This is a genomic window from Idiomarina sp. ST20R2A10 (assembly GCF_051842345.1).
GTDB lineage: Bacteria > Pseudomonadota > Gammaproteobacteria > Enterobacterales > Alteromonadaceae > Idiomarina > Idiomarina loihiensis.
The window spans coordinates 40,158-58,454 of sequence record NZ_JBNIEY010000008.1 but is presented as its reverse complement, the minus strand read 5'-3'; the positions used below and the strand labels follow the sequence as shown (position 1 = coordinate 58,454).

The 18,297-nt window shown below is 47.6% G+C and carries 18 protein-coding genes and 1 pseudogene; 16 read left to right on the top strand and 3 right to left on the bottom strand.

All coding sequences use genetic code 11. The features are described from left to right. Positions 1–4: 4 nt before the first annotated feature. The 10 genes and pseudogenes from ACP7H9_RS11295 to ACP7H9_RS11250 all read left to right on the top strand — a co-directional run bounded on the left by ACP7H9_RS11295 (position 5) and on the right by ACP7H9_RS11250 (position 9,826). Positions 5–1,105: a flagellar basal body P-ring protein FlgI gene (locus tag ACP7H9_RS11295; RefSeq protein ID WP_011234391.1), complete on the top strand. Its 1,101-nt coding sequence runs from the start codon at positions 5–7 to the stop codon at positions 1,103–1,105. A gap of 14 nt (positions 1,106–1,119) precedes the next feature. After that, positions 1,120–2,097 (top strand): flagellar assembly peptidoglycan hydrolase FlgJ, encoded by a 978-nt coding sequence (flgJ, locus tag ACP7H9_RS11290; RefSeq protein ID WP_011234390.1) that lies wholly within the window; start codon positions 1,120–1,122, stop codon positions 2,095–2,097. A 90-nt stretch (positions 2,098–2,187) separates the two neighbouring features. Beyond that, positions 2,188–4,203, top strand: a complete 2,016-nt coding sequence (gene flgK, locus ACP7H9_RS11285) for a flagellar hook-associated protein FlgK (RefSeq protein WP_011234389.1) — start codon at positions 2,188–2,190, stop codon at positions 4,201–4,203. A gap of 5 nt (positions 4,204–4,208) precedes the next feature. Continuing rightward, entirely contained in the window at positions 4,209–5,423 is a 1,215-nt protein-coding gene (flgL, locus tag ACP7H9_RS11280) for a flagellar hook-associated protein FlgL (RefSeq protein WP_011234388.1), read from the top strand. Between the two features lie 223 nt (positions 5,424–5,646). Next, a pseudogene (locus ACP7H9_RS11275) lies at positions 5,647–6,057 on the top strand (flagellin N-terminal helical domain-containing protein); the annotation flags it as partial. A 249-nt stretch (positions 6,058–6,306) separates the two neighbouring features. Beyond that, positions 6,307–7,062 (top strand): flagellin, encoded by a 756-nt coding sequence (locus ACP7H9_RS11270; RefSeq protein WP_272940784.1) that lies wholly within the window; start codon positions 6,307–6,309, stop codon positions 7,060–7,062. A gap of 214 nt (positions 7,063–7,276) precedes the next feature. Next, complete coding sequence (locus tag ACP7H9_RS11265) at positions 7,277–7,687, top strand: flagellar protein FlaG (protein ID WP_011234386.1); 411 nt, start codon at positions 7,277–7,279, stop codon at positions 7,685–7,687. 12 nt (positions 7,688–7,699) lie between these two features. Further along, positions 7,700–9,091 (top strand): flagellar filament capping protein FliD, encoded by a 1,392-nt coding sequence (fliD, locus tag ACP7H9_RS11260; protein ID WP_114981613.1) that lies wholly within the window; start codon positions 7,700–7,702, stop codon positions 9,089–9,091. Between the two features lie 16 nt (positions 9,092–9,107). Next, positions 9,108–9,530, top strand: a complete 423-nt coding sequence (gene fliS, locus ACP7H9_RS11255) for a flagellar export chaperone FliS (RefSeq protein WP_011234384.1) — start codon at positions 9,108–9,110, stop codon at positions 9,528–9,530. Positions 9,531–9,541: 11 nt separating this feature from the next. Next, a complete protein-coding gene (locus ACP7H9_RS11250; protein WP_011234383.1) occupies positions 9,542–9,826 on the top strand; it encodes a hypothetical protein in 285 nt (94 codons plus the stop codon). Positions 9,827–9,932: 106 nt separating this feature from the next. Here the strand turns inward: ACP7H9_RS11250 and rpsT are convergent, their stop codons facing one another. Then, positions 9,933–10,193 carry a 30S ribosomal protein S20 gene (gene rpsT, locus ACP7H9_RS11245; RefSeq protein WP_011234382.1) on the bottom strand — a complete coding sequence of 87 codons (261 nt, stop codon included), beginning with the start codon at positions 10,191–10,193 and terminating at the stop codon, positions 9,933–9,935. A 193-nt stretch (positions 10,194–10,386) separates the two neighbouring features. On the opposite strand from rpsT, the gene murJ reads away from it, so the two are divergent. The 6 genes from murJ to ispH all read left to right on the top strand — a co-directional run bounded on the left by murJ (position 10,387) and on the right by ispH (position 17,762). Continuing rightward, a complete protein-coding gene (murJ, locus tag ACP7H9_RS11240; RefSeq protein WP_114981612.1) occupies positions 10,387–11,949 on the top strand; it encodes a murein biosynthesis integral membrane protein MurJ in 1,563 nt (520 codons plus the stop codon). Positions 11,950–12,010: 61 nt separating this feature from the next. Then, the gene (gene ribF / locus ACP7H9_RS11235; RefSeq protein WP_114981611.1) at positions 12,011–12,949 is read left to right on the top strand and encodes a bifunctional riboflavin kinase/FAD synthetase; all 939 of its coding nucleotides are present in this window, start codon (positions 12,011–12,013) and stop codon (positions 12,947–12,949) included. Between the two features lie 26 nt (positions 12,950–12,975). After that, positions 12,976–15,810 (top strand): isoleucine--tRNA ligase, encoded by a 2,835-nt coding sequence (ileS, locus tag ACP7H9_RS11230; RefSeq protein WP_114981610.1) that lies wholly within the window; start codon positions 12,976–12,978, stop codon positions 15,808–15,810. Then, positions 15,803–16,327 carry a signal peptidase II gene (gene lspA, locus ACP7H9_RS11225; protein WP_114981609.1) on the top strand — a complete coding sequence of 175 codons (525 nt, stop codon included), beginning with the start codon at positions 15,803–15,805 and terminating at the stop codon, positions 16,325–16,327. Before ileS ends, lspA begins: the two co-directional genes overlap by 8 nt. A gap of 13 nt (positions 16,328–16,340) precedes the next feature. Next, the gene (gene fkpB / locus ACP7H9_RS11220; RefSeq protein ID WP_011234377.1) at positions 16,341–16,781 is read left to right on the top strand and encodes an FKBP-type peptidyl-prolyl cis-trans isomerase; all 441 of its coding nucleotides are present in this window, start codon (positions 16,341–16,343) and stop codon (positions 16,779–16,781) included. A 36-nt stretch (positions 16,782–16,817) separates the two neighbouring features. Next, complete coding sequence (gene ispH / locus ACP7H9_RS11215) at positions 16,818–17,762, top strand: 4-hydroxy-3-methylbut-2-enyl diphosphate reductase (RefSeq protein WP_114981608.1); 945 nt, start codon at positions 16,818–16,820, stop codon at positions 17,760–17,762. Positions 17,763–17,767: 5 nt separating this feature from the next. Here ispH and ACP7H9_RS11210 read toward each other — a convergent pair whose 3' ends face one another. Next, positions 17,768–18,112, bottom strand: coding sequence for a PulJ/GspJ family protein (locus ACP7H9_RS11210; protein ID WP_034819765.1), 345 nt, complete (start codon positions 18,110–18,112; stop codon positions 17,768–17,770). Continuing rightward, positions 18,093–18,287 carry a hypothetical protein gene (locus ACP7H9_RS11205; RefSeq protein WP_034819768.1) on the bottom strand — a complete coding sequence of 65 codons (195 nt, stop codon included), beginning with the start codon at positions 18,285–18,287 and terminating at the stop codon, positions 18,093–18,095. Before ACP7H9_RS11205 ends, ACP7H9_RS11210 begins: the two co-directional genes overlap by 20 nt. Between the last annotated feature and the right edge of the window lie 10 nt (positions 18,288–18,297).

Here is an 18,297-nt window from a genome sequence, read left to right as displayed (position 1 = left end):
AGGTATGAGAACGCTTAAAATTTTTGCGCTGGCGGTAAGTTTATTGTCAATGCTTGCGGCACCGGTACAGGCTTCGCGTATAAAAGACATTGCTTCGGTTCAGGGAGTTCGTTCTAACCAACTAATTGGTTATGGTTTAGTAGTCGGTCTGCCTGGTACCGGAGAACAAACGCCTTTCACCGATCAGACTTTCCGTACCATGCTGGGCAACTTCGGTATTAATATTCCGGCAAATGAACGTCCAAAAATTGATAATGTCGCGGCAGTTGCCGTGCATGCGGAGTTACCGGCCTTTGCTAAACCCGGACAAAAAATTGATGTGACGGTGTCTTCTGTCGGCAGCGCCGATGGTCTGACCGGCGGCACTTTGATGCAGACTTTTTTAAAAGGCGCCAATGGGGAAGTTTATGCGGTAGCGCAGGGCAGTCTTATTGTAGGTGGCCTGGGGGCTGAAGGTAACGACGGCTCTCGTATAGTTATTAATACGCCGACTGTCGGTCGTATTCCTAATGGTGGCGTTGTTGAGCGTGAAGTGCGCTCTGGCTTTGGCTCTTCCGATTATCTTACCTTTAATTTGCATCAGTCCGATTTCACGACCGCGAAGCGCATGGCTGAAACCATTAACAATTTAGTTGGCGATGGTACAGCCCAGGCCGTTGATGCGACTTCGGTTCGGGTGCGAGCTCCCCGAGATTTAAGCCAACGCGTAAGCTATATGTCGACGCTTGAAAATCTGGAAGTTCAGCAGGCATCTGCGTCAGCGAAAATCATTGTGAACGCGCGTACCGGCACCATTGTCGTGGGTCAGAACGTCGAGTTGAGACCGGCAGCCGTGGCTCACGGTAACATGCAGGTTACCATTGCTGAGAATGTGAACGTCGATCAGCCGAATCCATTCGCCGATGGCGAAACAGCGATTACTCCTCAGAGCATTATTGACGTAAATCAGGAAGATGCACGCATGTTTGTATTCCAGCCGGGTACAACATTGAATGATTTAGTGCGAGCGGTGAATCAAATTGGTGCCGCCCCGGGCGACATGATTGCCGTGCTGGAAGCATTAAAGCAGGCCGGTGCATTATCCGGTGAACTCATCGTTATTTAACGGCAGTTAATATTATGACGGTTTCAGATTCTCATCTAAAACAAGCGCAACACGCTATGGATACGCACAGCCTGGACGGGCTGCGTCAGCGTGCGTTTAAACCAGGTGATAAAGAAGCGCTGATGGAAGCCGCGCAGCAGTTTGAAGCCATATTTCTGAACATGGTCATGGGCAGTATGCGTAAGGCCAATGCGGTGTTTGAGAAAGACAATTTATTGGACAGTCGTTACACCAATATGTACCGCGATATGTATGACCAGCAGCTGACTTCAGAACTGTCCAGCCAGGGAACCCTGGGCTTGGCTGAGTTGATGGTAAAGCAGTTAGGCGGTGACGACAGTTATGTTCCGGCGTCAATGAATCGCAATGGCGCGAACCTCGACGACCCGCGCATGAAAAACCGCGCCGACATGAACAGCGCCTCGCAGAAAGTCAGTGACCAGGGCGGCATTGATGCGGGTCTGTATTACGGGAATCAGCGAGTGAATACCGCCAAGCTGAGCGATGGCGATGCGACTTTTAATTCCCCGCAAAGCTTTATTGCTGCGCTAAAGCCTCATGCCGAGAAAATCGCCAAAGAAGCCGGTTTAAATCCGGATGTTCTGATGGCACAGGCGGCACTGGAAACCGGCTGGGGCAAGCGTTTGGTACCAGGGCGTCACGGCGGTTCCAGTAACAACCTGTTCAACATTAAAGCGGATACGCGCTGGGACGGTGACAAGTCTCATGTCAGCACCCTGGAGTTCGATGGTGAAGTCGCCCGCAAAGAGCGCGCAGCGTTTCGTTCATACGCTAATGTGGAACAGAGCTTGCAGGACTACGTTGACTTTATAAAGGAGCATCCGCGTTACCAGCAGGCCCTACAAGTAGCTGATGATCCGGCTCAGTATGCGGAGGCTTTACAAAGTGCGGGTTACGCAACCGACCCTCAATATGCACAGAAGATTCAGTCGGTGTTAAACAACCCGGCTTTTGTAGATAAAGAAATTTAGTGGTGCCGCAGGCGGCAAAAAATTGCCGCCTATACTAAATAATATTTGCTAGGTGCCGATAACGGTCACAGAGTAACTGGAGAGTCATTAATGAGTTTTGACTTATTAAATATCGGTAAGAACGGCATATTAGCGCATCAGCAAAGCCTGCAAACCACCGGTAAAAACATTAATAATACGAACACGGACAGTTATGTTCGCGAGCGCACTGAATACTTCGAGTCTTCATACGGTGGACTTGAGCGTGTGCGCGTGGAGCGGATGATTGATCAGTTTGCTAATCGCCAGTTACGCACCGATATCTCCAGGGTCAGTTACTACGAAGCTAACCTTCAACAGGCTGAGCAGCTGGACACCTTACTGGGTGACAGTACCACTAACGTAGCATCTTCTGTAGAGAGCTTTTTTAACACTTTACAGGACGCAAATAATGACCCTGGCTCAGTTACTGCCCGGCAGTTAGTTCTTGCCGAAGCTGACGCTATGGTAACTAAGTTTAATGACTTTTCCAGCTATCTAAATGATCAAAAAAGCATTATCAACGACAGACTAAAGCTATCGACTGACCGTATTAACTCGATATCAGAAAACTTAGCCGAGCTAAACTCGAAAATTCAGTCGTCAGGTGGCGAAAACTCCGCTAATGGCAATATCAACGCCCTGTTGAACAAGCGTGACGAGCAATTGCGAGAGCTTGCCGAGTTAGTGCAGTTCAGCACGGTTGAGCAAAAGAACGGTGCTATTGCTGTTAATTTAAAAAATGGACAGCCACTGGTTTTAGAAGATGGTCGCTTTAATGCCGTTGCAGTGAAAAGTAACCCAGATACTGAACGCTTAGAGATGGTGCTAAGAAAAGAGCACAGCGGCGGCAGTATCAGTGAGTTTTACGTGCCAACCGATGAAGTCGGTGGCTCTGTCGGTGGTTATCTGGAATATCGCGATGAAGTGTTAATGCCCACCCAAAAACGTTTGGGGCAGTTGGCAATTCGTATTGCCGACTCAATGAATACTCAAAACCAGAAAGGCATGGACCTGGATAATCAGTTAGGCAGTAAAATTTTTGATCTAGCTAAAACGGAGTCACAAGCGCTGCCTTATTCTGATAATGGCGGTACTGGCGAAATTAGCGTCAGCGTGTTGGAAGGAAACAGCAAATCTTTTCCGTCAGAAAATTTACGTATTACCAAAACAGGTAACCCGGACGAATATGAAATAGTTCCGGTGAACAGCGACGGCACCGTCGTCAGTGGTGCCGATACGATTACTGTCACTCAGGCATCGCCCGGCACAGTGGATATTGTTGAGCTGGGAGTTTCTTTAGATCTTTCCGGGGCTGCGAACGCTGGCGACCAGTTCCTGGCAAAGCCGGCTGAAGGTGCGGCGTCTGAAATTAGCCTGGCAATAAGAAGACCCGAAGACATTGCTCTGGCTAACCCTATTCGGGTGAAAGACGGGCTGGATAATCAAGGTGCTGCGAGTATTGAAATTAACTCAATTAACACCCCGGACGATTATTACGATACCGCTAATAACACCTTACTTGGCAGTGCTCCGGCTCGTATAGAAATAACCGGCCAGACAGGTAATGCTTATGACCTGGAAGTTTTCGATAAAGATGGTAATAGTATAGGTACTGTTACTGGAACGACCGATCTTAACGGTATTTTAAGTCAAGCCGGTTTAGCCGACCCTGACTATGAAGTCGATATTAATGGCGAGCCAGCGGTAGGTGATGAGTACATCATTGAGTACAACACCAACGGCTTTGATGACAACAGCAACGGGCAGTCTATGGCCGACTTGCAGCGTCAGCAGCTGGTTCGTCGTTCTGGTGGTGAAGAAGCCGAGCCCACTATGACTTTCAATGAAAGTTACGGTCGTTTGGTATCGGATGTGGGAAGTCGAGTCAGCCAAAATCGAGTGTTGCGTGATTCAGCCGAAGCAATTAGGTCACAAACTGAGGCGCTTTATGAATCGCAAGCGGGTGTGAATTTAGAAGAAGAAGCGGCTAATCTTATTCAGTATCAGCAAGCTTATACTGCGTCTGCCCGAATCATTACAACGTCACAGGCTATTTTTGAGACGTTGCTGACGTCCTTGAGGTAATTACTATGCGATTAAGTACAAATTTATTTTTTCAGCGCGGTCTGGACAGCTTACAAACCTCACAAAGTCAGCTAGATAGAATTCAACTGATGCTGACTAAGCAGACTAAGATATTAAGTCCTGCAGACGACCCTATTGGTAACTCGCAAGTGTTGGCGCTGAATGAAAAAATTGGTCAGAACGAACAGTTTGAACGTAACTCCGTAACTTTGGAAAACAATTTGCGCCGTGAAGAAAGTGTATTAAACAGCATTACGGATGCTATTCAGAAAGCCCGTACGCTGGCGGTACAAGCGGGTAATGGTAGCTACGACCAGACGAACCGAAAAGCCATAGCTGCTGAATTGCGCGATATTGAGAGCTCAATTTTCGACTTAACTAATGCGCAGGATGAATCGGGTGAATATATTTTTGCGGGTTACCAGAACCGAACCAAGCCGATGGAGTTTGATGATGCGACGCAGTCGTACCAATATGTTGGTGACCAGGGGCAGCGCACTATTCAATTGTCTCCAACCCTTTATCTGCCAGCTAATGACCCAGGGAATAAGGCGTTTTCAAATGTGTCTAAGCGAGTCGATTTTGAACTGACAGGTGGCAATGACTATATTGAAAAAGTAGAGGTAACCGATCGTAATACGTTAATTGCCGATACTGAAGCGCGTATTGCAGCCGGTGATCCCACGAACTTTACTGTTAATTTTACGGGTCCGGATACCTATGAGATTGATGACGGTGTGAATCCAGTGGTAGCGGGAACGATTACTGATGGTAAAGTTGAATATAACGGTATGAGTCTGGAGCTGGATAAAGATAATATGCCAGCAGCCGGAGACTCTTTTAGTTACAGTATAGGCGAGCCGGTTTCCCGTAATTTATTGACTCAGTTGGGTGATTTAGCCGACGTTCTGGAAGAGTCAGGGCCTGAAAGTAAAGGTTTCCATGAAAGCGAAATAGCCTTTGCCCTTGATGACTTTAATACAGTCATTGGTGACCTGACCGATACGCAAGCATCGGTGGGCGCACGTTTGAATGTTATGGACAATGCTAAACTCAGTAACGCTGATATCGAAATAGTGAATAAAAAGGCGCGGTCGGATATTTCTGACGTAGATTACTCCGAAGCGATGACCGACTTAGTGAAAAATGAAACGATCTACTCAGCCGCTCAACAGGTGTTTACTCGTATCAGCCGCTTGAGCCTGTTCGATTATATCTGACCAATGTTGTGTAGCCTGACATTCATGTCAGGCTACACAACAAATATCTAGCCCACATAAAAAATTCAAAATTTTTCAAAAAAATCCTAAAGCTCCCCAAACCCCGGCCGATACCCTTTGTGAGAGGAAACTTTAACCAGGCGAAACACGAAGCCGAACACTTCCTCCAGCTTGGCAACAACGATTGAATCCAAGCTTAGGCCAGAAACTGAGGAGCATTATTATGCCTTTATATGTAAACACTAACGTCAGCTCATTGAACGCACAGCGTCAGCTGATCAGCTCAGGTAACTCGCTTGACCAAGCATTTCAACGTTTGTCGTCAGGCTTCCGTATCAACAGCGCTGCAGATGATGCTGCGGGCTTACAGATTTCAAACCGTTTGAGCTCACAAGTTAACGGCTTGAACCAGGGTAACCGTAACGCAAACGACGCTATCTCTATGGCGCAAACTGCAGAAGGTGCACTGGATGAGTCAACGACTATCCTGCAACGTATGCGTACACTGTCTATTCAGTCAGCTAACGGTTCTAACTCTGATGTTGACCGCGGCGCACTGCAAAAAGAAATTGGTAACCTGCAACAAGAGTTAACTCGTATTGCAGAAACAACCAGCTTTGGTGGTAAAAACTTGCTTGACGGTAGCTTCGGTACTGAAAAATACCAAGTAGGCGCGAATGCAAACGAAACTATCTCTGTTAGCCTTCGTGACGTTGCGTCAAACGCTATCGGTAACAACAAAGTTACTGGTGCGGGTACTACTTTGGGAACACAAACAGCAGCAGCTCAAGCTGACTTCACCGTGGGTTTGACTGCCGGTGATATCACTTTAGGTGGCCCAGACGGTAACGCAGTTATCGGCGTAACTGCTACTGACAAAGCAATGGATATTGTTAGTAAAGTTAATGGTGCAGGCACAGGTGTTACTGCTTCGACAGAAGTTGAAGCTAAAATCACTAACTTCCAGAGCACCGACGTTGGTACATTAAGCATTGGTGATGAGAGCTTTGATCTGGCTAAATACAACGGCTCACTGACTAAGTTGTCAGAAGATCTGGGTAAAGCCGGTATTGACGCAACCGTTGACAATGGTGAGTTAACCATCAATGCCGAAGATGTTAACGGTGTTCAAATTACGGGTGGCGTAGCCGGTAACACAGTTACTTTAGCTGGAGCTACTGGCGCTGGAGTTGCGGTCGATGGTACTAACACAAGTGTAGTTGTAGATGCTGAGTTACAACTAGAGTCACGTGACGCGTTTTCTATCACTAACGATGGAACAGCTGATGAAGCTGAGATATTTGGTGCTAGTGCTTCAACTTTAAGTCAAGTTGGCCAAATCGACATCAGTACTTATGACGGCTCTCAAGACGCTTTAGGTACGATTGATGCGGCGATTGCTCAGATTGATGCGCAACGTGCAGATTTAGGTGCGGTTCAGAACCGTTTCCAGTCAACGATTCGTAACCAATCGAACATTGCTGAAAACCTGGAAGGCGCGAAGTCTCGAATCAAAGACGCGGACTTTGCTGCTGAAACAGCTAAACTGACTCAGGCTCAGATTCTACAGCAGGCATCACAGACTATCCTGGCGCAGGCAAACCAGCGTCCACAGGCAGCACTGCAGTTACTGGGCTAATCCCCGAGTTAACTCAATAGTGTATAAAAACGGAGCTTCGGCTCCGTTTTTTTATGCGTGAAAGAAAATTTTTGCCCGAAAAAAGTATTGGTTAAAAAAACTTCAAATAAAAACTAAAGTTTATAGTAGTCTATACCGATAACATACAAGGACAGATGTTTTCATGGTCCGTTAACAACTTAATTGATGTTTTGATAGGGAACAGGTGATTATTATGGCGGATATATCAATGGATACCCGCGATTTCAGCCTCCTCTCAACAGGGAAAGGATCGGTTCAGACACAACAGCCTCAAAAGCAAGATGTGATCGATGCCGTCAGTGAGGTACAGGACAAGGTAGCTGAACGTACAGATAAAGCTCAGTTAAACCCGCAGTCGGAAGAACCGAATGTTGGAGAGATGGTTGCAGAGATAAATAAATCTCCGACGATTCGTAACACCAGTCTGCAGTTTGTCTTTGACGAAAAAGGCGATCCGCCGGTTGTCGAGGTTATGGACACCGAAAGCGGTGAGAAAATTCGGCAAATACCTTCCGAGCTTGCGGTTAAGTTAGCTAAAGCTATAGAAGATATGGCCGATAACCAAGAAAGTCGGGCAGGATTATTGTTCGATAACGAAATTTAAAGAGGTGACGATATGCCATTAGTTTCATCATTAGGTGCTCGTTCAGGTTTAGACCTGGAAGGTATCGTTAGTGCGACACTTAACGCAGAACGAGTTCCAAAACAAAACCGGCTTGACCAACAAGAAGGACGGTTGCAGGTAGAATTGTCTGCAGTTGGTGAAATGAAATCGGTATTATCAAAGCTTCAGGAAGCCGCAGAGAAATTGTCGAGTGGCGAATTATTCAGCGCCATGAAAGCTTCCGTTAAACAACCTGAGTCAGGCGATGTTATAACCGTTGAGAGTACAGAAGATGCCGGTGTAGGTAATTTTGATATTTCTGTGACTCAGTTAGCAAAGGGAAGCCGAGCAGTATCTGCGGATGGCGCGTTTGCAAATTCGGAAGATGAAGTAAACACCAACGCAGGCTCATTGACTTTTGGTGCTGGTGACGAAAGCTTCACGCTTAATATAGAAGCAGGTTCAAGCCTGGAAGATATTCGTAAGGCTGTCAATTCTTCTCAGGATAACTTTGGTGTAACGGCTGATATTATTAATACCGGAACCGAAGCTAAATTGATTTTTCGCTCAAATGTGAGTGGCGAAGGCAACGACTTAACTGTTACGAATGATAACGCTGAGTTCGATGCGATTTCTACGCAGGCTAATGGCGGTGGCGCCGGCGGTATGAGTATCGCTGCAGCAGATAAAGCAACGGATGCGATTATTGAAATTGATGGTATACAGGCAAAAAACGATACCAATATATTTGAAGATGTTATTCAGGGCTCAACCATAACCGCGGTTAAAGAAAGCGAAGATGCAGAAACGGCTAAACTTTCTATTGCACGTGACGAAGATGGCGTTAAAAAATCAATTGATGCGTTTGTTAAAGCTTATAACGGTGCTGTTGCCTCTTTAAATGAGATTGGTGGCGAGAATAGCATGCTTCAGGGCGATGCAACGGTTCGTAATTTAAAGGGCCAGTTAAACAATGTGTTGACCTCAACATTTGGCGAGGGAGGCCAAACGTTGTTTGATTTGGGTTTTGGTCTGGATAAAGAAGGAAAGCTAGAAGCGGAAAATCCAGTCACGAGCTTTAGCGAAGTGTTGAAAAACAATCCGGCAGCTTTAGAGTCTGTATTTGGCGGTGAAAATGGTTTGGCTTCCCGTATGGATAGCTTTTTAGATGGTTACGTTGGTGGTGGTGGTTCGTTAGAACTGCGCAAGGATACTATTAACCAAAGCCTGGATCGCGTAGCTGAAAGCCGTGAAGATCTCAAGCTTCGTATGGAATCCATGGAAGAAACGTTGCGCGCGAAATATCAGGCACTGGATTCTTTAGTAGGCCAGTTACAAAGCCGCGGAAACTCGGTGAGTGCTCAACTTGCTAACCTTCCAGGCTTCACTAGAGACAATGATTAATTAGAGGTAATATCGTATGAATGCCAAATTGAAAGGCTACACTAAAGGTTCTCTGCAAACTCGCGTAGCAGGGGCAGACCCTTATCAACTGGTACAGATGTTGATGGCGGGTGTGTTAGAGAATCTGAATTACGCCAAAGGTGCTATTCAGCGAAAAGACTTGGAAAAGAAAAGTCATTATCTAAGTAAGGCTCAGGCTATTGTCGACTCTTTGCGCTATAGCCTGGATGACACCGCAGGCTCTGATGCTGCCGGTAATTTACGTGAGCTTTATATGTATATGAGCACGCGTATTGCTGACGCATCGATTGAACTGGATATTGAGATTATTGATGAAGTAGCACGGTTAATGATTGATATAAAAGGTGCCTGGGATCAAATACCCATGGAGCAACGTGATGTTGCTATGAGCCAGATGCAACAGGCTTCAGGCGCGTAAGTGCGAAAGAGATGATGCAGCCTGAAAAGTTAACAGAGCTAAGCGACCAGCTGAAGCAAGAGATAGCAGATTCAGAATTTGAATCTGCTAATGTAACGCTGGCTGAACTGATTAAAAGCCTCAACCATCTTCCTGACAATTGGCAAAAATCCGAGCAGTGGGTAACTGTCGTTGCTGAAGCAGATAAATACCTTACGGACATTCAGCCAACACTGGAAGCTGAACAGGAAAAAGCCCGAGCAGCTATGAGCAAAATCACCAAAAGTAAAAAGGGCGTTAAGGCTTACACGAAGTAAAATTAAGCTAAATAGCGCAACTTTACTGTTATTACAGATATAAAAAAACCGGCATATGAGCCGGTTTTTTCGTTCCCTGCGCCTAAGCCCAGGTGAGTAATTCTTCTTACAGTGCTTTGATCTTAGCATTCAAACGGCTCTTATGGCGTGCCGCTTTGTTTTTGCTGATAAGACCTTTAGTCGCGTAGCGATCCAGCATTGGAGCTACGTCTTTCATTGCAGTGTTTGCTGCTTCTTTGTCTTTTGTCTCAATAGCTGCGTTTACACGTTTAAGGTAAGTACGCATCATTGAACGACGGCTTGCATTGTGGCGGCGATTTTTCTCGGCCTGGATCGCACGCTTTTTAGCAGACTTAATGTTAGCCAAGGTGAACTCCTAAATTCATTAACAGAACGCTTCTCTTATAAAGGCCGCAGATTATGCCTTTTCTGCTGTAAAAGTCAACAGTGAAAAGGGAAAAACTCAGTGCTTTAACTGACGTTTTGATAAAATAGCATCCGTCATTGGTCTCAGTTACAATCAAAAACAGAAACTTAGCTGTCAGCCGAAAGGATCTCTCGTGTCAAAAGCTTTACTCCGCTCAGGTTTTATCGTCAGCGCGATGACCCTGATCTCGCGCGTATTGGGTTTAGTGCGCGATGTGGTCATTGCTAACCTGATGGGAGCCGGCGCTGCGGCAGATGTGTTCTTTTTTGCTAATAAAATTCCCAACTTTTTACGTCGGCTATTTGCTGAGGGCGCTTTTGCCCAGGCTTTTGTGCCGGTGCTCACGGAGTACAAGCAGGGCAAAGAACTGCCCGATCAGCAATTACTTATTGCCCGGGTCTCGGGCACCTTAGGCACCATTGTGACGGTGGTCACCATTTTCGGTGTGGTAGCTTCCCCGGTTGTGGCTGCGCTTTTTGGTATGGGGTGGTTTTTAGACTGGTGGAATGACGGCCCGCAGGGACAAAAGTTTGTCCTTGCCAGCGACTTACTCCGCATTACTTTTCCTTATTTATGGTTTATCAGTTTTGCCGCTATGGCCGGAGCTATACTCAATACGCTGGGCAAGTTTGCCGTAGCCGCTTTTACACCGGTATTTTTGAATGTCGCCGTTATTGCGGCGGCTATCTGGTTGGCTCCGCAGCTTGAGCAACCGGAATATGCACTGGCCTGGGGCGTCTTTTTCGGTGGTTTTATCCAGCTGTTATTTCAGCTACCGTTTCTGAAAAAAGCGGGGTTATTAGTTAAACCACTGTGGGGCTGGAAAGACCCGGGCGTTACCAAAATTCGCAAACTAATGCTGCCGGCTATTTTTGGTGTGTCGGTTAGCCAAATCAACTTACTGCTGGATACCCTCATTGCCAGCTTTTTAATGACCGGTTCCATAAGTTGGCTGTACTACTCCGACCGATTGCTGGAGTTTCCGCTGGGCCTGTTTGGCATTGCCATTGCTACGGTTATTTTGCCCGCGCTTTCATCACGTCATGTGGATAAATCGACTGAAAACTTTAGTGCTACGCTGGATTGGGGTATTCGCATGGTGCTATTACTGGGTGTACCGGCCATGGCGGGGCTTTTTGTATTAGCAGAGCCGATGCTTATGGTGTTGTTTATGCACGGCGCCTTCAGCCCGGACGATGCGCGTATGGCATCGTACAGTCTTATGGCCTATTCCACCGGGTTGCTAAGTTTTATGATGGTAAAAGTTCTGGCAACGGGCTTTTACTCCCGCCAGGACACTAAGCGCCCGGTTAAGTACGGCATTATTGCTATGGCAGCCAATATGGTATTTAACATTGCTTTGGCTATTCCATTCAGCTATGTCGGGTTGGCACTGGCAACGGCGGCGTCTGCGGCTATTAACGCCGGGTTATTGGGTGTTACTTTATGGCGAGAAGGGGTTCTGAAGAAACAACCCGGCACCGGGCGTTTTATTCTACAGGTACTTCTCGCAACAACTGCGATGATAGCGGGTGTGCTGTGGTTAAGCCCGGACATTGACGCTTGGCGTACCAGCTCGTTGGTTGAGCGGCCCTGGCTTTTGGCTCAGGTGATAGGATTCGGCGCTGCCATTTATATTGGCGTGTTGGTTATCACTGGCATGAGACCGAGACATTTCCGTGCGCGCGAGTACTGATTATCGCCTCGGTATCAGTTATAATCGCGTCTTTTCCGGAAAACATTAAGATTGTGCGGGCATGGAACTGATTCGCGGTACTCATAATCTCAGAGCTGAACATTGTGGTTGCGTATTGACCATAGGTAACTTCGATGGTGTTCACCTGGGGCATCAGGCGGTGCTTAGTCAGGTTCGAGAAAAAGCTCAGCAGTTGGGTGTGCCTTCCGCGGTTATGACCTTTGAGCCGCAACCGCAAGAGCTTTTCCAGCCTGAAAAAGCGCCTGCACGGTTAACCAACTGGCGTGAGAAATACCTCGCGTTACAGGCACAAAATGTCGACCGGCATATTGTTATTGAATTTAATAAGAAGTTTGCCAGCCAGCCAGCCCGCGAGTTTATTGAACAGACTCTGGTGGGTAAGTTGGGCGTTAAGTTTTTGGTCGTGGGCGATGACTTTCGTTTTGGCTACAAGCGAGAAGGTGACTTCGAGTTGCTGCAAAAGGCCGGTAAAGAACTGGGGTTTGAGGTGGTCGATACCCGCAGTTATCGCCAACAGCAACAGCGCGTAAGCAGTACTGCCATACGCCAGGCATTAGAGCAAGGCGACTTTGATCTGGCGGAACAAATGCTCGGGCGACCTTATCGAATATGCGGAAAAGTCGTACACGGACGCAAAAATGGCCGGACTATTGGTTTTCCTACCGCAAATGTGCCGTTAAAACGTTTAAAAAGCCCGTTACATGGGGTGTTTGCAGTAACAGCTCAGTTTGGTAAAGACGAAGAAATACATTCCGGCGTTGCCAACCTGGGAACCCGGCCAACATTAAATGGTGACGAAGTACAGCTGGAGGTGCATTTGTTTGAGTTTTCAGGCAATCTGTACGGTCAGCAGATGACGGTCACACCGGTGGCCAAATTGCGTAACGAGCAACGTTTTGCGTCGTTACAGCACTTACAAGAACAAATTGAAAAAGATGCCGCCCGCGCACGTGAAGCATTAGCGTGCCGGAGTCAGTAACTATGCGGAAATGGAAACAGTGACCCATGAGTGATTACAAACACACCTTAAACTTGCCAGAAACAGCATTTCCAATGCGCGGTAACCTGGCTCAGCGCGAGCCAAAGATGCTGGAGCAGTGGTATGAAACTGACCTGTACGGTCAAATTCGTAAAGCTAAAGCGGGCAAGCCAAAATTTATTCTGCACGACGGCCCTCCGTACGCGAATGGGCAAATTCACATTGGTCACGCCGTAAATAAAATTTTAAAGGACGTTATTGTTAAGGCTAAAACCTTAAGCGACTTCGATGCGCCTTACGTACCGGGCTGGGACTGTCATGGTCTGCCAATTGAACTGCAGGTAGAGAAGAAACACGGCAAGCCGGGTAAAAAATTGAATCTGGCCGAATTCCGCGAGAAGTGCCGCGAATACGCAATGACCCAAATTGACCAGCAACGTACCGACTTTAAACGTCTGGGCGTGCTTGGCGACTGGGATAACCCCTACCTGACTATGAACTTTAAGCAGGAAGCCGACAGTGTTCGTGCTCTGGCAAGAATTATTGATAAAGGCCATTTGCACCAGGGCTTCAAGCCGGTGCACTGGTGTACAGACTGTGGCTCCGCGCTGGCGGAAGCGGAAGTAGAATACCAAGATAAAAACTCGCCGGCTATTGATGTGCGTATGCCGGTTGCGGCTACGGCTGAAACGGTTGAGCGCTTCAGCACGCCGGAAGGGCATGTGGGTGAAGGCAATGTCAGCATGGTTATCTGGACCACCACACCGTGGACCATTCCGGCTAACCGTGCGGTGACTCTGGCCGACGGGCTTGAATATACCTTAGTGCAGGTTGAAGCCAGCGACGACCAGCCCGCAGAACGTGTGATTTTAGCCGATGACTTGGTGACCGATTGCATGGAGCGCTGGAACATTGCGCATTACCACAAGCTGGGTTTCTGTAAAGGCAGAGACTTAGAAGGTCTGCAATTACAGCATCCGTTGTTTGAACTGCAGGTTCCGGTTATTTTGGGGGATCACGTGACTACCGAGAGCGGTACCGGTTGTGTGCATACGGCACCGGGTCATGGTGTTGATGACTTCTTAGTGGGTCAGAAATACGGCATTGAAGTTTACAACCCGGTAGGTGACAACGGTGTCTACAAAGACGACACGCCGCTTTTCGCCGGACAGCATGTATTTAAAGCGAACGAACCTATTGTTGATAAGTTACGCGAAGTGGGCAACTTGATGCATGCCGAGAGCTACCGTCACTCGTACCCGCATTGCTGGCGCCATAAAACGCCCATTATTTTCCGTGCGACGCCGCAGTGGTTTATTAGCATGGACAAGAAAGGTTTGCGCGCAGGAGCTTTAGAGCAAATTAAAAAAGTCGACTGGTTCCCTGAGTGGGGACAAAGTCGTATTGAGTCTATGGTTGAAGGGCGCCCTGACTGGTGTATTTCACGTCAGCGCACTTGGGGTAACCCTATTGCCATTTTCGTAAACCGTGAAACGGAAGAGCTGCACCCGGACACTCTTGAGCTGATGGAAAAAGTAGCTCAACTAATTGAAAAAGACGGCGTGCAAGCCTGGTTCGACTTAGAGCCGGAAACTTTGTTGGGCGACGAAGCTGACAAATATCGCAAAGTCACTGACACTTTAGACGTTTGGTTTGACTCTGGTGTTACGCACCATTGCGTATTGCGTGAGTTCGACGGCTTGCGCTGGCCTGCCGATTTGTATCTGGAAGGTTCAGATCAGCATCGCGGCTGGTTCCAGAGCTCGTTAGTGACCGGTGTCGCCATGTATGACGAAGCGCCGTATCACCAGGTATTAACCCATGGTTTTACTGTGGATGCTCAGGGCCGAAAGATGTCGAAGTCTATTGGTAACGTGGTAGCTCCGCAGGACGTGATGAATAAGCTGGGCGGAGACATTCTGCGTTTATGGGTCGCGTCAGCAGACTACTCTGGCGAAATGACGGTTTCTGATGAAATCCTCAAGCGTTCAGCGGATGCGTATCGTCGTATTCGTAATACCTCGCGCTTTTTGCTGGCGAACTTAAGCGGTTTTGACCCTAAACAGGATTTGGTTGCCAAAGAAGATATGGTTGAACTGGATCGCTGGATTGTCGGGCGTGCGGCGGATTTACAACAAGAGTTGCTGGAAGCCTACAATAACTACCAGTTCCACAGTGTGGTGCAAAAACTCATGCATTTCTGTTCCATTGAACTGGGCAGCTTTTACCTGGATATTATTAAAGACCGACAGTACACCGCGAAATCTGAAGGTTTAGCGCGGCGTTCATGTCAGACGGCGCTGTATCATATTGCCGAGGCGTTAGTGCGCTGGATGGCTCCAATTTGCAGCTTTACCGCTCAGGAAATTTGGGACTTGTTACCGAACGAACGCAGCCAGTATGTCTTTACTGAAAGCTGGTATCAGGGCTTTGATGAATTTTCTGGTGTTAAAGACGCTGAGAACGAGTTCTGGATGCAGTTATTGGAAATTCGTGATGTCGTTAACCAGGCGCTGGAGCAGTCACGCCGCGATGATGTTATCGGAGGTTCGTTACAGGCAGAAGTAACCTTGTACGCTGATGATAAACTGGCGACAGCCCTGAATCGTTTAGGCGAAGAGTTACGCTTTGCACTGCTGACATCGGAAGCGCAAGTGGCATCTATTAATGACGCACCTGCTGACGCCGTTAAAGCGGAGAAAATGGCTTTGGCCGTTAGTGTGACAAAATCTGAATATAAGAAGTGCGAGCGTTGCTGGCATCATCGCGAAGAGGTGGGAACTTTAGAGAACCACTCCGATTTATGCCAGCGCTGCGTAACCAATATTGAAGGTGAAGGTGAGGAGCGTCGTTTTGCCTGATTTTTCTAACCAGACTAACCGTGCGACTGGGCTGCGTTTTTTGTGGCTGACGTTGTTGCTGGTGGTTATTGATCAAATGACTAAAATTTGGGTGGCGGGTGAGTTTGAGCTTTATGAAAGCCGAGTTTTAATTGATGGGCTATTCAACTTAACTTATGTGCACAATTTCGGCGCTGCCTTTAGCTTTTTAAGCGACGGCGGTGGTTGGCAACGATGGTTCTTCACGGCCATTGCCATTGCTATTAGTATAGTGCTACTGATTTGGATGCGCCGCAACCCGGTGGGTTTATGGCGCCAAAATTTAGCCTTTTCTCTGATTATGGCTGGGGCTATTGGCAACGTAGCTGACCGTTTAATGTATGGTTATGTCATCGACTTTTTTGATGTTCATTATCAGGGCTGGCATTGGCCTGCCTTTAACGTAGCCGATATGGCTATCACTATTGGTGCCGCACTCATGTTGTTGGAAGCTTTTTTTGATAACCGTCGGGACAAAGTCGAGAACGGTCAAGGGTAGTAAGGAGTTTCATTTGAGTCGTTTACCTATAGAGCACGGACGGGAAGTGGTTATGCACTTCACCATTAAGCTGACCGATGGCTCGGTTGCAGACAGCACAAAAATGTCAGGTAAACCTGCCAGATTTCGAATGGGCGATGGTAATCTGACCGAAAACTTTGAAGCGTGCCTGGTGGGGCTGCGCGAAGGGGCGGAACGTGAGTTCACGTTAGAGCCTAAAGACGCCTTTGGTGAACCGAACCCGGACAACTATTATTATGTTGATTCGGCAAAATTTAACGATGAAACCAAACCGGAAGTTGGAGCCATTTTGGCTTTTACGCAACCGGATGGTACCGATTTACCGGGAATTGTTCGTAAAGTTGAAGGTCCAACAGTCACCATCGATTTTAATCACCCGTTGGCCGGACAAACGGTGATTTTTGAAGTAGAGATTATTAGCGTTGAGCCATGATTGGTTAATAAACCGGGCTGAACGCAGGAGGAACTGATGCAAATTTTGTTAGCGAACCCTCGGGGTTTTTGTGCCGGAGTTGATCGCGCTATAACTATTGTTGAGCGGGCTTTAGAGATATTTGAGCCGCCAATTTACGTGCGTCACGAAGTGGTTCACAACAAATACGTTGTCAGTAAACTGCGCGAAGCCGGTGCGGTCTTTGTTGAAGAGTTGCATGAAGTACCGGACGATCAAATTGTGATTTTCAGCGCCCATGGCGTTTCTCAAGCGGTCCGGCAGGAAGCTAAGGACCGCGGTTTACGAGTATTTGATGCTACCTGTCCATTAGTGACGAAAGTCCATATGGAAGTTACCCGTGCTAGCCGTAAAGGGCATGAATGCATTTTAATTGGTCACGCAGGACACCCTGAGGTTGAAGGGACTATGGGCCAATATAATAATTCTGAGGGTGGCATTTATTTGGTGGAGTCGCCGGAAGATGTTGCCAAGCTGGAAGTGAAAGATCCCGGTAACCTGCATTACATGAGCCAGACCACCTTATCGGTTGATGACACGGCCGACGTAATAGATGCCTTGCGTCAAAAGTTCCCAGAGATAAACGGGCCACGCAAAGACGATATATGCTATGCCACTCAAAACCGTCAGGATGCGGTACGCGAATTAGCCAGCGACGCTGATGTCATGTTGGTGGTGGGCGCGCGCAACAGCTCAAACTCAAACCGCTTACGCGAGCTTTCCGAGAAAATGGGAACCCCGGCATACCTAATTGATGACGCCAGCTGTATTGATAAAGCCTGGTTAGAGGGGCATGAGAAGGTCGCAGTCACCGCTGGCGCTTCTGCACCTGAAGTTCTGGTCAAAGAAGTGATTGCTAAGCTACAGGAATGGGGCGGTAAAACCGCAGTAGAACTAAGCGGGCGCGAAGAGAATATTACCTTTTCAATTCCACCAGAGCTAAGGCCGCACCCGGTAGGTTAAACTGGTTATCGGGAAAGCCAGAATGTCTGGGCGAGCTCGTTATCATTTCCCCAGTAAACGGTTACCTCGATGGTCGCGTTGAACTGATCTATAGGGGTTAACTCTGCTGTTAAATGAAGCTGCCCTGTTTCCTTTGATAGTTTTGGATTATTGCCTTGAGTCCACGTTTGTTGAGCCTCACTTAAATAAGTCATCAAAACCTCCACAGCCTTCGCTTTTGTGTGGGCATGGTCAATCGCCGATAATCCAACCTGTAAAAGCCGCAGGCTACTGACGGACCAAAGAGCTACTAGTGCAGCTCCGACCAACACTTCAACCAGAGAAAAGCCTTTATTCTTGTGACAGTTCATAAGCCCTGCGCTCTGCTTCGAAATCTTGCTGAAGTTGTTGAGAAAGTTGTAGCCATTGATGATGTTGCTGAGCCTCTGTCATTTGCGCGTAGAAAAGCAGTGCAGCTAAACTGGCCGAGCTCAAACTTATAAGTGTTACTAAGGTGAGTATCAGAGCGAATCCTTTCGCGTTCATAGTAAGCTCC